The sequence below is a fragment of the Aromatoleum toluclasticum ATCC 700605 genome, from assembly GCF_000378245.1.
Taxonomy (GTDB): Bacteria; Pseudomonadota; Gammaproteobacteria; order Burkholderiales; family Rhodocyclaceae; genus Aromatoleum; species Aromatoleum toluclasticum.
Window position 1 is genome coordinate 238,154 of record NZ_KB899496.1, and the last position, 13,590, is coordinate 251,743.

Annotated in this window: 15 protein-coding genes; 5 read left to right on the forward strand and 10 right to left on the reverse strand. The window is 63.1% G+C overall.

Annotated features, from left to right (window positions below; translation table 11 throughout):
* From rsxC to F464_RS0112390, 7 genes are all read right to left on the reverse strand, one after another.
* Window positions 1–1,650, reverse strand: a complete 1,650-nt coding sequence (gene rsxC, locus F464_RS0112360) for an electron transport complex subunit RsxC (protein WP_018990132.1) — start codon at window positions 1,648–1,650, stop codon at window positions 1–3.
* Window positions 1,647–2,198, reverse strand: coding sequence for an electron transport complex subunit RsxB (gene rsxB, locus F464_RS0112365; protein WP_018990133.1), 552 nt, complete (start codon window positions 2,196–2,198; stop codon window positions 1,647–1,649). Before rsxB ends, rsxC begins: the two co-directional genes overlap by 4 nt.
* Before the next feature lie 97 nt (window positions 2,199–2,295).
* Window positions 2,296–2,880: an electron transport complex subunit RsxA gene (gene rsxA, locus F464_RS0112370; RefSeq protein ID WP_018990134.1), complete on the reverse strand. Its 585-nt coding sequence runs from the start codon at window positions 2,878–2,880 to the stop codon at window positions 2,296–2,298.
* A gap of 106 nt (window positions 2,881–2,986) precedes the next feature.
* Entirely contained in the window at window positions 2,987–4,009 is a 1,023-nt protein-coding gene (locus F464_RS0112375) for a quinone-dependent dihydroorotate dehydrogenase (RefSeq protein ID WP_018990135.1), read from the reverse strand.
* Between the two features lie 86 nt (window positions 4,010–4,095).
* A complete protein-coding gene (locus F464_RS0112380; RefSeq protein ID WP_018990136.1) occupies window positions 4,096–4,836 on the reverse strand; it encodes an arginyltransferase in 741 nt (246 codons plus the stop codon).
* A 16-nt stretch (window positions 4,837–4,852) separates the two neighbouring features.
* The gene (aat, locus tag F464_RS0112385) at window positions 4,853–5,554 is read right to left on the reverse strand and encodes a leucyl/phenylalanyl-tRNA--protein transferase (protein ID WP_018990137.1); all 702 of its coding nucleotides are present in this window, start codon (window positions 5,552–5,554) and stop codon (window positions 4,853–4,855) included.
* Between the two features lie 9 nt (window positions 5,555–5,563).
* Window positions 5,564–6,679, reverse strand: coding sequence for an ABC transporter ATP-binding protein (locus tag F464_RS0112390; RefSeq protein ID WP_018990138.1), 1,116 nt, complete (start codon window positions 6,677–6,679; stop codon window positions 5,564–5,566).
* Between the two features lie 132 nt (window positions 6,680–6,811).
* On the opposite strand from F464_RS0112390, the gene F464_RS0112395 reads away from it, so the two are divergent.
* From F464_RS0112395 to F464_RS30335, 3 genes are all read left to right on the forward strand, one after another.
* Entirely contained in the window at window positions 6,812–8,494 is a 1,683-nt protein-coding gene (locus F464_RS0112395; RefSeq protein WP_051092283.1) for an ABC transporter permease, read from the forward strand.
* A 121-nt stretch (window positions 8,495–8,615) separates the two neighbouring features.
* Complete coding sequence (locus tag F464_RS0112400; protein WP_228216519.1) at window positions 8,616–8,849, forward strand: hypothetical protein; 234 nt, start codon at window positions 8,616–8,618, stop codon at window positions 8,847–8,849.
* A gap of 102 nt (window positions 8,850–8,951) precedes the next feature.
* Window positions 8,952–9,356, forward strand: coding sequence for a hypothetical protein (locus F464_RS30335; protein ID WP_084600488.1), 405 nt, complete (start codon window positions 8,952–8,954; stop codon window positions 9,354–9,356).
* 159 nt (window positions 9,357–9,515) lie between these two features.
* On the opposite strand, the gene F464_RS0112405 is transcribed toward F464_RS30335, so the two are convergent.
* Window positions 9,516–10,535, reverse strand: coding sequence for a Fe(3+) ABC transporter substrate-binding protein (locus tag F464_RS0112405; RefSeq protein WP_018990141.1), 1,020 nt, complete (start codon window positions 10,533–10,535; stop codon window positions 9,516–9,518).
* Between the two features lie 124 nt (window positions 10,536–10,659).
* Here F464_RS0112405 and F464_RS0112410 point away from each other — a divergent pair, with 124 nt between their 5' ends.
* Window positions 10,660–10,989, forward strand: a complete 330-nt coding sequence (locus F464_RS0112410; RefSeq protein WP_018990142.1) for a DUF2325 domain-containing protein — start codon at window positions 10,660–10,662, stop codon at window positions 10,987–10,989.
* A 41-nt stretch (window positions 10,990–11,030) separates the two neighbouring features.
* Here F464_RS0112410 and F464_RS0112415 read toward each other — a convergent pair whose 3' ends face one another.
* Window positions 11,031–11,924 (reverse strand): adenylate/guanylate cyclase domain-containing protein, encoded by an 894-nt coding sequence (locus tag F464_RS0112415; RefSeq protein ID WP_018990143.1) that lies wholly within the window; start codon window positions 11,922–11,924, stop codon window positions 11,031–11,033.
* Window positions 11,925–12,245: 321 nt separating this feature from the next.
* Between F464_RS0112415 and infA the strand changes: the two genes are divergently transcribed.
* The gene (gene infA / locus F464_RS0112420) at window positions 12,246–12,515 is read left to right on the forward strand and encodes a translation initiation factor IF-1 (protein ID WP_018990144.1); all 270 of its coding nucleotides are present in this window, start codon (window positions 12,246–12,248) and stop codon (window positions 12,513–12,515) included.
* 40 nt (window positions 12,516–12,555) lie between these two features.
* On the opposite strand, the gene F464_RS0112425 is transcribed toward infA, so the two are convergent.
* The gene (locus F464_RS0112425) at window positions 12,556–13,551 is read right to left on the reverse strand and encodes an HpcH/HpaI aldolase/citrate lyase family protein (protein ID WP_018990145.1); all 996 of its coding nucleotides are present in this window, start codon (window positions 13,549–13,551) and stop codon (window positions 12,556–12,558) included.
* Window positions 13,552–13,590 lie beyond the last annotated feature (39 nt).

Sequence of the window (13,590 nt, forward strand, 5' to 3'; positions counted from 1 at the left end):
TCACGGCGCCTTGTCGGCGTCTTGCTGGTTGAGCTTCTCGCGGCGCGCGTCGATATCGGCGATCTCTGCCTGCACGTCCGCATTCAGGCCGTCGGTGTTCCTGGGCGTTACCGCCGCCTGCTGTTGTTTGGCACGGGCCAGCGCGGCGGCGACCAAGGCCTTCTTGGGGTCTTCGGGCTCGGCGGACGGGGCCGGCGTCTCCCCCGATTCGGTCAGTTTCGCGCGAGTTTCGGCGGCCTTCGCTGCAAGCTTGGCGGCTTTTTCCTCCTTTTCGCGTTCCTGGCGGAAATTGCGGAACTCGAAGCGCTCGCGCGCCAGGTCGGAAGCCTGCCGTTCGCGTTCGCGCGCCCAGATCTCGCCCTTGGCAAAGCGGTAGTAATCGACCAGCGGAATGCGCGAAGGACACACGAATGCGCAGCAGCCGCATTCGATGCAGTCGAACAGGTGGTACTCCTGCGCCTTGCCGAAATTCTTCGCGCGCGAGAACCAGTACAGCTCAAACGGCTGAAGTTCGGCCGGGCAGGCGCGTGCGCAGGCGCCGCAGCGGATGCACGGCAGTTCGGGCGGCGGCGGCGGGAAGAGCGCAGGCGAGGCGGAGATGATGCAGTTCGTGCCCTTGGTTACCGGAACCGAGAGGCTCTGTAACTCGGTTCCCATCATCGGACCACCCATGAGGTAGCGGTCCGTATCCGCTTTCGGGCCCGCCAGCTGGAGCAGCTCTGCAACCTGGGTGCCGAGCAGCACTTCATAGTTTCCGGGACGCGCGACGTTGCCGGTCAGTGTCACGACGCGGGAAACGAGTGGCTCGCCGAAGCGGATCGCGCGGTGCACGGCGTGAGCGGTCCCGACGTTGAAGCACTGGACACCGAAATCGGTGCCGAGCTTGCCTTGCGGGATCTCGACGCCGGTCAGTACCCGGATCAGCTGCTTCTCGCCCCCCGCCGGGTAGAGCGTGGGAACCGGAACCACCGCGACTGCGTCGCCCAGTCCGCTCGCCGCCGCCTGCATCGCGGCGATCGCTTCCGGCTTGTTGTCCTCGATGCCGACCCGTACCTGCTTCGCCCCGATCAGCTCGCGCAGGATCATCGCTCCCGACAGTACCTCCGGTGCGCGCTCGCGCATGAGGCGGTCGTCGCAGGTGATCCAGGGTTCGCATTCCGCACCGTTGATGACCAGCGTGTCGATTCCCCGTCCGCCCCCGAGCTTCACGTGGGTCGGGAAGCCTGCGCCACCCATGCCGACGATGCCGCAGCCGCGCAGCCAGGCGAGCGCTTCCTCGCGGGACACCGTGCGCAAATCGAGCGGCGTATGGTCTATCCAGCGGTCTTCCCCGTCCGGTTCGATCACCACCGACAGGGTTTCGAGACCCGAGGCGTGCGCCATGGGATACGGCGCGATTTCCACGACAGTGCCCGAGGTGGAGGCGTGCACGCTCGTCCCGAGGCCGCCTTCGCCTTCGCCGATGTGCTCGCCCTTGAGCACCTTCTGCCCCGGCTCGACGAGACATCGCGCAGTTGAACGGATGCTCTGGCGCAGCGGAATGACGAGCCGCTTCGGCAGCGGCGCCTTCTGGATCGGAGCCCCGGACGACTCGTCCTTGTGCGATTCGGGCTTGACTCCACCCTTGAAACCGAAAAGGCGGTTGATCATGCCACGGACCTCAATTTATGCACCGGATAGTTCCATTTCCACGTTTCGACGGTCGCCGCAACAGGCACCATCGAGATGCAGTCGACCGGGCAGGGTGCAATGCACAGCTCGCACCCGGTGCAAAGCGCCGCCGCCACCGTGTGCATCTGCTTTGCGGCACCGACGATCGCATCGACCGGGCAGGCCTGAATACACAGGGTGCATCCGATGCACACCTGTTCGTCGATACGCGCGACCGATTTCGGTTTCTCCGTGCCGTGTTCTTCGGAGAGCGGCTTGACCTCACGCCCCAGCAGGTCGGCGAGCTTGCGGATTCCCTCTTCGCCGCCCGGCGGGCACTGGTTGATGTCCGCTTCCCCGTTCGAGATGGCTTGCGCGTAGGGCTTGCAGCCCGGGTAGCCGCACTGACCGCACTGGGTCTGGGGAAGAATGGCGTCGATCTTCTCGACCAGCGGATCGCCTTCGACCTTGAAGCGGATCGACGCGTAGCCCAGTGCTGCGCCGAGCACGATGGCGATGCCTGTCATGATGAGGATGGCGATCAACATGGAGTGAGTGCCGAGTTCGAAGCGTCGGGGAGCAGTCCGTTGCCGGAATGTTCCACCTGCGCCGGGTCAGAGTGGGATGAGGGTTCGACGACGAGTTCTAGTGAAAACGGTCCAGTCCGGCGAAGCCCATGAAGGCCAGGCTCATGAATCCGGCCGTGACCATCGCGATGGCCGTTCCGCGGAACGGGACGGGGACGTCAGCGCCGTCGAGACGTTCGCGAATCCCCGCAAACAGGATCAGGGCCATGGTGAAGCCGATCGACGAGCCGAAGCCGAACAGAAGGGACTCCAGCAGATTATGCCGGAGGCCGACGTTCAGCAGCGGAATGCCCAGCACCGCGCAGTTCGTCGTGATCAGCGGAAGATAGATCCCGAGAACCTGGTGAAGGACCGGGCTGGTCTTCTGGATGACCAGTTCGGTGAGCTGCACGATCGCCGCGATGACGACGATGAACGCAAGGGTGCGCATGAATGCGAGATCGAACGGTTCCAGCAGGTAATGATCGATCAGGTAGCTCGTTCCGCATGCCAGGGTAAGCACGAAGGTCGTCGCCGCGCCCATGCCGATCGCGGTTTCCAGCTTCTTGGACACGCCCATGAACGGGCACAGGCCGAGAATCCGGACGAAGACGACGTTATTCACGAGAACAGCGCCGATGACGATGAAGATGTAGCTGGTCATGTTCGAGAACCGGTTGGTATCCGCGGGATTATGTCCCGCCGTTATGTCCCGCTCAAGCCTGAGCGGGTTATAGGCATATGCTTTGAAGCAGCATCAAGCGCCTGCGTCAGCGGTCCGTGCCAAAATCCGAGCTTGCCCGCACACACTCCTGCACGAGCCCCGGTCCGCGATAGATCAGGCCGCTGTATAGCTGCACCAATTTCGCCCCGGCATCGAGCTTCGCGCGCGCGGCACGCCCGTCGAGCACGCCACCGGCCGCGATGATCGGAAGTTCGCCGGCGAGCGCCTGCGCCAGTTGGGCGACCACTGCGGTCGAGGCTTCGAACACCGGCGCGCCGGACAGGCCGCCCTGCTGCTCGCCGTAACGCACGCCTTGCACCTTTTCGCGCGAGATCGTGGTGTTCGTCGCGATCACGCCGTCGATACGATGGCGCCGCAGGGCGTCGGCGATGTTGATCACCTGGGCCGGCTCCAGGTCCGGTGCGATCTTCAGAGTCAGCGGCACGTAACGGCCGTGTTTGTCCGCCAATCGTGCCTGCCGCTCCTTAAGCCGGCCGAGCAGGTCGTCCAGTTCCGACTCGCCCTGCAACTGGCGGAGATTCTTGGTGTTCGGCGAGGAAATGTTGACCGTCACGTAGCTCGCCAGCGCATATACCTTGTCGAGGCAGGCCAGGTAGTCGTCGGCGGCATTCTCGATCGGCGTGTCGAAATTCTTGCCGATGTTGATTCCCAGGATGCCCTTGAATTTCGCTGCACCGACGTTCGCGACCAGCGCGTCGACGCCGTGGTTATTGAACCCCATGCGGTTGATGATGCCGCGCACCTCGGGCAGGCGAAACAGCCGCGGGCGGGGATTTCCGGGCTGCGGCCGCGGGGTGACCGTGCCGATCTCGATGAAACCGAAGCCAAAGCGCGCCAGGCCGTCTATGGCTTCGCCGTTCTTGTCCAGTCCCGCTGCGAGGCCGATGCGATTGGGAAAGCTGAGTCCCATGACCTCGACCGGATCGGACTGCGCCGGTCTGCCTGCCGGAAGGAAGCGGCCGGTGAGGTTGAGGGCGGCAAGGGAAAATTCGTGAGCTGTTTCCGCGTCGAGCGAGAACAGGATGGGGCGGGCGATATCGTATAGCATCCGCGAATTCTACCGTTTCGCGCGGCACCTCGCCCCCCGGATTTCCGAAGACGGCGCCCGCCCGCGGCCGGCATGCATCCGGTTTACTATTCCGATTCCGAATCCGTCAGCGGATCGAGGAGGCGCCATTCGCCCCGGATACGTCCTTCGAGGGGGTGGAAGCGGATCTTGTACGTCATCTTCCGGCTGTTCTTGATCCAGTATCCCAGGTAGAGGTAGGGAAGGCGCAGGCGGCGGCACACTTCGATCTGCCACAGCACGCCGTAGGTCCCGTAACTGGCCTTCGGGTCGTCCGGATCGAAGAAAGTATAGACGCTCGACAGGCCGTCGCTGAGGCGGTCGATCACGCTGACCATGCGCAGGACACCCCGCTCGCGGAACTCGACGACGCGCGTGTCGACCTGGCTCTGCAACAGGAAGTGCGCGTACTGCTCGCGGTTGTCCTGGTCCATCCCTCCGCCCGCGTGTCGCGAACCCTGGTAACGTTGATAGAGGGCATAGTGCTCTTCGGAAAACGAGAGATCCCGCTCGTGCGCCTCGAGCGCGCAGTGCCGCGCCCAGCTTCGCCGCTGGCTGCGATCGGGAACAAACGCAGCCACCGGAATCCGCACCGGCACGCAGGCGCGGCAATGATCGCAGTAGGGGCGGTACGTGAACATGCCGCTGCGTCGGAAGCCGTTACGGACGAGTTCGCTGTATACGGCCGTGTCGATGAGGTGTCCGGGGGTCGCGACCTGGGAACGTGCCACCCGTTCCGGAAGGTAAGAGCAAGCATAAGGCGCCGTCGCGTAAAACTGGATGAGTGCGTACGGATAGTCTTTCTGCATGTTTGCGAGTGTGTGCCTAGAACAATCCCCGGCCCGCGTCTTCGGGCCAGCATCCCGGTCCGTCCCCCTGCCGCGTCCAGATTTCCAGACCGGCGCGGAATTCGGCGCGATCGATCTCGAAGGCGCCGAGCGAGAGCAGGTGCGTGGTCGTCATCTGGCAATCGATCACGGCGAAATCCCTCGACTCGAGGTAGCGGGCCAGGTGTGCCAAGGCGACCTTCGACGCATCCGTGCGACGGCTGAACATCGACTCCCCGAAGAATGCCCTTCCCAGCCCGATGCCGTAAAGCCCCCCCGCGAGCGAACCTTCGTACCACGCTTCGACACTGTGCGCATAGCCGAGTTCGTGCATGCGGCGGTAGGCGGCCTGCATCTCCTCGGTGATCCAGGTGCCCCCGCCGGGCCCGCGTGGTGCCGCACATGCGGCGACGACCTCGGAGAACGCCGTATCGAAGCGGATCTCGAAGCGGTGCTGGCGCAAGGTCCGGCCCAGTGAGCGGGAAATCTTCATCTCCGATGGAGCGAGCACCAGCCGGGGATCCGGGCTCCACCAGAGTATCGGTTCGCCTGCGCTGTACCACGGAAAAATCCCTTGGTGGTATGCGGCGAGCAGCCATTCCGGGGCGAGATCGCCACCCACGGCGAGCAGGCCGGGCGGGTCGTCGAGCGCCGACTCGACCGGCGGAAATCGTGGAGCGCCCGCGAGCCAGGGGATCATCACGTCGGATTACTGCGTCCGGAGGGGGCCGGCGAGTGGCCGATCCTGCACCGCGTTTTCCGATCCCTCGTGAAAGGTCACCACGTGATCGACATCCAGCCGGATGCCGATCCGCTCGCCGAGTGCATGGTTGTGGTGGCTCGGCACCAGTGACAACACCTTTGCGCCGCTCTCGAGTTTCAGCGTATACAGGATGTCCGCGCCCCGGAAGGCCTTATGCACCACCTCGGCCTGCAAGGTGCTCGCGTCATCATGCACGATGTCGTCCGGCCGCAGGAGCACCGACACCGTGCAGTCGCGGTCGCAGTTACCGCAGCCGATGCCGCATTCCACGGGGATGGCGCTGTTCAGCGTGCCGAGTTCGACCCTGACCTGGTGGTCGTTGAGCACGAGCCCCTGCAGAAACACGCCCTGTCCGATGAAATCGGCGACGAAACGATTGGCGGGGCGGTGATAGAGGTTGTACGGCGTATCCCATTGCTGGATGCGCCCTTCGTTCATGATCCCGATCTCGTCCGCGACCGCGAAGGCTTCGTGCTGGTCGTGGGTAACGAGAATCGCTGTGGTGTTCGTCGCCTTGATGATGTCGCGGACCTCGAAGGACAGGCGTTCGCGCAGTTCCACATCGAGATTCGAGAACGGTTCGTCGAGCAGCAGCAGGCTGGGGCGCGGAGCCAGTGCGCGGGCCAGGGCGACCCGCTGCTGCTGGCCTCCGGACATCTCGTGCGGATACTTGTTTCCCTGGCTGGCCAATCCCACGACGCGCAGCAACTCGGCGATGCGTTCGCGACGCTGCTGCGCGTCGAGGTGGCGCAGGCCGAAGCCGACATTGTCGGAAACCGAAAGGTGGGGGAACAGCGCGTAATCCTGAAACACCATCCCGATGCGTCGGCGCTCGGGCGGAACATGCAGATCGCTCCCGCTCACCGCCTTGCCGTCGAGCCGGATCTGCCCAGCCATGACGGGCTCGAACCCCGCTATGCAACGCAAGACAGTGGTCTTGCCGCAGCCGGAGGGTCCCAGCAGACAGCCGATGCTGCCCTGTTCGAGACGGAATGAAAGCTTGCGGACCACTTGATGGCCGCCGTACGCCAGATCGATGCCGGCGAGCTCGAGATGGGACATGGAGAATCCGATACAGCGTTGAAAAGTGCGATGGCCATTATTGCATCGCGGTAACCGAAATGGGATGAATTATAATTCTCGATAGCCCGCCGCGCGGAATGGACCTTGCGGCGTGACCCGGTCGGGAGCGAGATGAGATTTCTGGAAGGGCTGGAAAGGTTGCGCGAGCGCTGGTCGTCATTGACTGCGGGCTCGCTGCTGATCTCCGTGTTGATCGCCATGCCGGTGATCTCCGTATTCTCGAACGTACTCGTCGGAGGGACCGCCGGAACCTGGAGTCACCTGTCGTCAACGGTTCTGCCGGAGTTCATCCGCAATACGCTGATCCTGTGTGCCGGTGTCGGTCTGGGTGTGGCGACGATAGGGGTGGCGACGGCCTGGCTGACCACCATGACCGAGTTTCCGGGGCGCCGCTTTTTCCAGTGGGCACTGGTCCTGCCTCTCGCCGTCCCGGCCTACGTAATGGCCTATGTCTACACGGATTTCCTCCAGTTCGTGGGCCCCCTGCAAAGCGGGCTGCGCGAGGTCTTCGGATGGAAGGCGGGCGACTACTGGTTCCCCGACGTCCGCACGGTGGGCGGTGCCGTTGCGATGTTCATGTTCGTCCTGTACCCGTACGTCTACCTTCTGGCACGAAGCGCGTTTCTCGAACGCGCGTCCGGAATGCTCGAAGCAGGGCGCTCGCTGGGCCTGGGGCCCTGGGCCAGTTTCTTCCGTGTCTCGCTGCCCCTGGCCCGACCTGCCGTGGTTGCCGGTTCGGCTCTGGCACTCATGGAAACGCTCGCGGATTTCGGAACGGTCTCCTACTTCGGCGTGCAGACCTTCACGACCGGCATCTACCGCGCCTGGTTCTCGCTTGGCGATCGCGTCGCCGCAGCACAGCTTTCCGCGATGCTGCTGGCCTTCGTCGTGTTGGTGCTGGTTCTCGAGCACGCAAGCCGCGGGCGGGCGCGGTTCAACAACACCTCGCGCCAGCAGATGACGCCAATCCCCGTCCAGCTGTCGCGCCCGCTGGGCTTCGTGGCGACACTCGCGTGCCTGATGCCGCTTATTCTCGGTTTCTTGCTGCCGGCCTTCCTGCTGGTGCGCATGGCGATCGTCGACGGCGATGCCCAGTTCGGCGCGCGCTTCGTGCAACTGGCGCGCAACAGCTTTGTGCTCGCGCTGGTCACGGCGTTGCTTGCCGTTCTGCTGGCGATCTTGCTCGGCTACGCTGCGCGGTTGGCACGCACGCGCCTGCCCCGCGTGCTGAATCGCATCGTCGGGCTCGGTTATGCCGTACCGGGATCGGTCATCGCGGTCGGGGTGCTGATTCCGGTGACGAGGCTCGATCATGTGATCGCCGCCTGGTGGCAGGGCGTGACGGGCGTGAACCCCGGTCTCGTCCTGACCGGGGGCATCGCTGCGCTCGTGTATGCTTACCTGGGTCGTTTTCTTTCCGTCGCGCTGCACACGGTCGAAACGAGCCTGGGCAAGATCACGTCGAGCATGGATGACGCATCCCGCAGCCTCGGCGTCGGGAAGTGGGTCACGCTGCAGCGTATCCATGTCCCGATCCTGCGCGGCAGCCTGCTCACCGCCGGACTGCTCGTCTTTGTCGATGTAATGAAGGAATTGCCGGCAACCCTCGTGATGAGGCCGTTCAATTTCGATACCTTGGCGACGCAGGCTCATACGCTCGCATCGGATGAGCGGCTGGCCGAAGCATCGACGGCTGCCGTGACGATCGTTGCGGTCGGTCTGTTGCCGATGTTCATCATCTCGCGCCAGATCGCGCGCGGGAGCCGGCGTACGGTTGAAGAGACGGAAGTCTAGATTGCGGTTCCAATGAAGTTACAGGTGAGGACGCGGGATGCCAATTAAAATATTATTGTGGTGTGATGATCTGATGAACCGGATGCGACTCGAGTCCGAGTGGAAGGCGTCCGGTGCGACCATGCTCAAGAAGCGCGGCACGGAAACGCCCGACTGCATCGTGGTGGATCTCGCGGTACGCAATGCGTGTGATCACATTGCACAGCTGCGCGCGACCTTTCCCCTGGTAGATATCATCGTCTTTGGCCCGCAATACGACCCCGAGGCGTTCGAGGCGGCAAAGCGGGCCGGGGCGACCGAGGTGGCGGCGCGAGGATCGATCGTCGAGCGCGTGTCACGTCGTTTCCCGAAGTGAAGAACTCGCCATAAGGGATCTGCGTCCCGGGTATCCGCTGCAGGCAAGACTTTTTGAGCAAGAACAGGAGCGGGCGCGCCCGAACGATGGGATAATTCAACAATGAATGCACCGCAATCGACTTCTCCGCGGCGTCGCCTGCAGGAACTGCTGGCGATTCCTGACAATCAGCGCTCCGATGCCGAATGGGACGAGCTCAACGAACTCGAGATCAGTCTCGCCCCCGGAAATCGCGAAGGCGCTCCGGACCCCAACCTGAGGCGCCCGACGCCCTCGACGGGATTGGGGGCCAAGCCTTCCCGCGGCCCGCGGCCAGGGGGCGGGCGGCAGCAAAAGCCTGGCGGACCAGGCAAGACTCCCCCGCAGCAAAAGCCGGCAGGCCCGCCGAAGAACAATGCTGCTGCGGTGGCACCAGCCGGCGAAGATGCCCCGGCCAAGAAGCCTGCGCGTAAATTCCGCAAGCGTTCCCCGAAGCCGAACACGACGCCTACGCCTCAGTCCGAATAGGTGCGCCGTCCGTAGCGGGATTTTCCTGAGGTTGCTGCCAAGCCGGCATGAAAAAAACGACGCCTTCCGGGGAAACCGGAAGGCGTCGCCCTTTCCCTGCGTGCCCTCTGATCTGCAGTCAGCCTGCGACGGGCGGTCGCCCCGTCGCAGGCCCGACAATCAGCGGAAGCCGGCGCGGTCGTAGATTTTTTGCGCTTCGGCGGCGGTGTTGGCGAGTTCGCCGACGGGCAGGGCATCCGCCTTGAATTTGCCGAGCGTGTCGAGCGCCGGGTTGCTGACTTTTACGCTTGCCACGACGGGCCATTCGTTGTTGCCGTTGGCGAAGTAGGTCTGCGCTTCGTCTGACGCCAGGTACTCGAGGAACTTCACCGCAGCGCCCTTGTTCGGGGCGTTCTTCAGCATGCCCGCGCCGGAAACGTTGATGTGCGTGCCCCACGTCTTCTGGTTCGGCCACACGGTTCCGATCTTCGCGACGACGGCCTTGTCCTCCGCCTTGTCCGAGTTCATCAGGCGCGCAAGATAATACGTGTTGGCGATCGTCACGCCACACTCGCCTGCCGCCACCGCCTTGATCTGGTCTGTATCGCCGCCTTTCGGGGCACGAGCGAAATTCGCGACCACATTTCTTGCCCAGGTCTCGGTCGCTTCGGCTCCGTTGTGCTTCACGAGAGCCGCTCCGAGAGAAATGTTGTACGGGTGGCTACCCGAGCGCGAGCACACCTTGCCCTTGAGCGCGGGGGCAGCGAGGCTCTCGTAGGTCTGCACGTCGTCAGCCTTGACCGAGTCCTTGTTGTACACGATCACGCGGGCGCGCGTCGAATACGAGTACCAGTTCTCGGCGCGCAGATTCGCGGGGATGCGCTCTTCGAGAACCTTCGACTTCACCGGCGCGAAGATCCCGAGCTCGTCGGCCTTCGCGAGGCGCGATGCATCGACGGTGATGAAAACGTCGGCCGGGCTGTTCGCACCCTCGTTGCGGATGCGCTCGAGGAGTTCGTCTTCCTTGGCCTCGATCCGGTTGATCTTGATGCCGGTCTGTTTCGTGAAGTTCGAATACAAGGCCTCATCTGTCTGGTAATGGCGAGCCGAGTACAGGTTGAGCTCTGCGTCCGCTGCAATGGCCTGGGTCGAGAGTGCTCCGATGCCGGTGAGGATGGAGGCGATGAGAGTCTTGTTCATGTGGTTCCCTTGCGTTGTCATGGGGCGATGGCGCAATACTATCGAGAACAATTCTTACTTGCAAATAGTTCCCATTGAGGGCAGTATAGTTGCGAATGATTCGCAATAACCTATGAGGGATAAGATGGATGCACTGATTGTGGGAGCAGATCGCCTCGGCAACATTCCAAATGTCTTGTCGGAATTCGGCATTCGCATTGCGGGGCACGTAAGCGGCCGCGAAACCGCGCACCAGCGCCGTACGGCGACCCTGCCCGCCGGCATCGGCATGGTGATCCTCTTTACGGATTTCCTCGGGCACAACGTGATGCAGCGCTTCCGCGAAGCGGCCAGCAAGGAAGGGGCAGCGGTCGTGTGCTGCAGGCGGTCAGTGTGTGCGCTCCAGCAGGCGCTCGGAAAGCGGGTGGACAGGAGCGACTGCGCGGCGTGCCGTGCCGACTGCGTCAAGCACTGAGGTGGTGCCGGGGAGGGCGCGTCAGCGCACGAATGAGAACCTTACAGGCAGGTGAATTCGATGACGTCGTGACTTTCGGAGGACGATCGGCCCAGCGCGATACGACCGCGTTTTCTCAGGACCACTTCCTCGTGGGAGAGCACGAACTCACGTTCTCGGTCAATGGCCACAAAGGTGCCGTTGCTGCTCCGGTCGACGAGGACGAATTTGTCGCCGCGCAATTCGATGTAGGCATGTTCGCGGGAGGCCCGCGTGTCCGTAACGCGAATTTCCGACGAGGCCCCACGACCCAGCCGGACGCTCGGGACTTGGGCATTCAGGGTCAGCACGCGGTCCGCAATGCTCAACCGCAATTCGGGCGCGTCTTCGGTGTCGAGCTTCACGCTCTGCACGACCGTCAGATCACCCACTGATTCGCAGACGAGTTCGAATGGGGCCGTCAGGCGCGACACGCCGCGCAAGCTTCTGCTCTGGAGTGGGTTCAGGAGATTGCGCCATTCGGGCTTCAGCTCCCGGGCACTTTGTTCCGATGTTATCGCACGCCCCGGTGCCGCCAGTTCGAGCAAACGGGCCGCGACATTCACCGTATCGCCGAAGACATCTTCTTCGCTGACTATCACCGTTCCGGTGTGGAACGCGACGCGAGCGGCCATCTTCTGTCCGGACGCGCGCGGAAGATCCTGAACGACGAAGTGAATCCTTATCGCCGCCTCGGGCGCCCCGTTCGGATCGGAGAACACGGCGAGCAGTCCGTCCCCGGTATTCTTGATCACTCGGCCGCCACAGGCCTGAATCTCCTGTCGCATCGCCAGCAGGCATTGCTCGACAAGACGGTAAGCGGCGGCGTCCCCTGCGCGCTCGTAAAGTTGGGTGCTGCCGGCCAGGTCGGCAAAGAACACCGTGCAAGTTTCGGGGAAGGTTTCGGGGACCGTCATTTTTCCATTATAGAGAAAGCGGGCTGTGCACAACGCACATTCGTCCCGGGAATGGCGCAATTTGGGGCGTGGCGAAGCATTCCGCTATAATTTGCACATACAAGTTTCCGGGTGGAAACTCGTTCTGTTGCAAGCTCTGCCGGTTGTGCCGGTTATTCCCGACCTCACCGCGAAAACGTCGTCGCCCTGCGGTCTTGCATTGCTCCGTTTGTCTGGATCGTTCCGGTGCATCCTGATTGCAGTCGTTCGCAATGGGATCGCTCGGGGTGCGGAGGATGGGCCGTTGGTCAGCCGGATATTGCCTGTTTTCGAGGAGTTGAAATGGCAAAGGAAGAACTGCTGGAGATGGAAGGCGTCGTGAATGAAGTGCTTCCCGATACGCGTTTCCGCGTGACCTTGGAGAACGGGGTGGAAGTGCAGGCATACGCGTCAGGAAAAATGCGCAAGCATCGCATCCGGATTCTCGCCGGCGACAAGGTAAGCGTCGAGTTGTCGCCGTACGATCTGACGAAGGCCCGCATCAGTTTCCGCCACAAGGAAGAGCGGAGCGACGCACCTCCCCCGCCTCCCCGCCAGTTTCGCGGGCGCTGAATTCTCCCCTCGAGTCGCTGAGGACGCCCCGCGTGCGCCCTCAGCGAAAGAAGCGCTGCTCGGCGTTGTCCCCGATTGTCATCCCCGTCGCCTTGGCCCTGGACAGCAGTTCCCAGAAATAGCGATACGACGCCCGATCATGGAGCTTCCCATGGTGCTGGGTCGGACCCCAGCCGACAGCCTGGGCGCCGACGAGAATCTCGACGGCAGCTTCAACCTCGGAAAAATCGGGGCGCATCGCCTCAACGATGGGGCGGATCTGGTTCGGATGGATGCTCCACATTCGCAGATAGCCGAACTCGCGGCGCGCGCGCTCGGCATCCCGGCGGATGTACTCGAGATCCTTGAGTTCCGTGGTGACGTTATGTGACGGGACGACGCCGTTGCCGAGTGCCGCCGCCGCGATCTCCGCTTTCGCCCGGACGACGAGCGGGTGAGTGAATTGCCCCGGACTAGTCATTGCGTTTCCCGGGATTGCTCCATGGTGTCCGGACACGAAGTCCATGAGTCCGAAATCGAGCGACTCCACGCTGTCCAGGGCGGCGATCTCCCACGCCTCGTGCAGTGCGCCATGTGTTTCGATCAGCACGTGAACGGGAATCGGCTTGTCGATTCCGTTCGATTTCTCGATCTCGCGCAAGGCCTGAATCTGGTCCCCTGCGTCCGCCGCCGAGCGCACCTTGGGCAAGGTGATGAAGGCAAGGCGCCGGCCCGCCTGTCCAACGAGAATTTCGAGATCCTGCTTCCAGCGGCTGTGGGTGATGTCGTGAATGCGCGCTCCGACGCGCCCGAAACGATTGTCCGTCGACAGGATCATTTCGGCTGCCATCGTGGCGTGTTCGGCCTCCGCTCCGGCATGCGCGCCGTCCTCACAGTCGCACGTCACGTCGAAAATCGGCCCGAGTTCCTGCTGAAGCTGCAAGGCCTTGCGCATCAGCTTCTCAGAACCGGCATAGTGGTCGACGGCGGGGAGGGCGGGGAAGGGCTTTTCCCCGGCGAAAAGAACGTCGGCAGGGTGTTGCATGACTTTGTCCATAAATGTCTCGGGAGCACGATTCTGCTGAAACTGGCGGGC

Excerpts from the sequence above, each read along its gene's own strand:
- rsxC (WP_018990132.1), bottom strand. The coding sequence starts at position 1,650 with ATGATCAACCGCCTTTTCGGTTTCAAGGGTGGAGTCAAGCCCGAATCG.
- rsxB (WP_018990133.1), bottom strand. The coding sequence starts at position 2,198 with ATGTTGATCGCCATCCTCATCATGACAGGCATCGCCATCGTGCTCGGC.
- rsxA (WP_018990134.1), bottom strand. The coding sequence starts at position 2,880 with ATGACCAGCTACATCTTCATCGTCATCGGCGCTGTTCTCGTGAATAAC.
- F464_RS0112375 (WP_018990135.1), bottom strand. The coding sequence starts at position 4,009 with ATGCTATACGATATCGCCCGCCCCATCCTGTTCTCGCTCGACGCGGAA.
- F464_RS0112380 (WP_018990136.1), bottom strand. The coding sequence starts at position 4,836 with ATGCAGAAAGACTATCCGTACGCACTCATCCAGTTTTACGCGACGGCG.
- aat (WP_018990137.1), bottom strand. The coding sequence starts at position 5,554 with ATGATCCCCTGGCTCGCGGGCGCTCCACGATTTCCGCCGGTCGAGTCG.
- F464_RS0112390 (WP_018990138.1), bottom strand. The coding sequence starts at position 6,679 with ATGTCCCATCTCGAGCTCGCCGGCATCGATCTGGCGTACGGCGGCCAT.
- F464_RS0112395 (WP_051092283.1), top strand. The coding sequence starts at position 6,812 with ATGAGATTTCTGGAAGGGCTGGAAAGGTTGCGCGAGCGCTGGTCGTCA.
- F464_RS0112400 (WP_228216519.1), top strand. The coding sequence starts at position 8,616 with ATGCTCAAGAAGCGCGGCACGGAAACGCCCGACTGCATCGTGGTGGAT.
- F464_RS30335 (WP_084600488.1), top strand. The coding sequence starts at position 8,952 with ATGAATGCACCGCAATCGACTTCTCCGCGGCGTCGCCTGCAGGAACTG.
- F464_RS0112405 (WP_018990141.1), bottom strand. The coding sequence starts at position 10,535 with ATGAACAAGACTCTCATCGCCTCCATCCTCACCGGCATCGGAGCACTC.
- F464_RS0112410 (WP_018990142.1), top strand. The coding sequence starts at position 10,660 with ATGGATGCACTGATTGTGGGAGCAGATCGCCTCGGCAACATTCCAAAT.
- F464_RS0112415 (WP_018990143.1), bottom strand. The coding sequence starts at position 11,924 with ATGACGGTCCCCGAAACCTTCCCCGAAACTTGCACGGTGTTCTTTGCC.
- infA (WP_018990144.1), top strand. The coding sequence starts at position 12,246 with ATGGCAAAGGAAGAACTGCTGGAGATGGAAGGCGTCGTGAATGAAGTG.
- F464_RS0112425 (WP_018990145.1), bottom strand. The coding sequence starts at position 13,551 with ATGGACAAAGTCATGCAACACCCTGCCGACGTTCTTTTCGCCGGGGAA.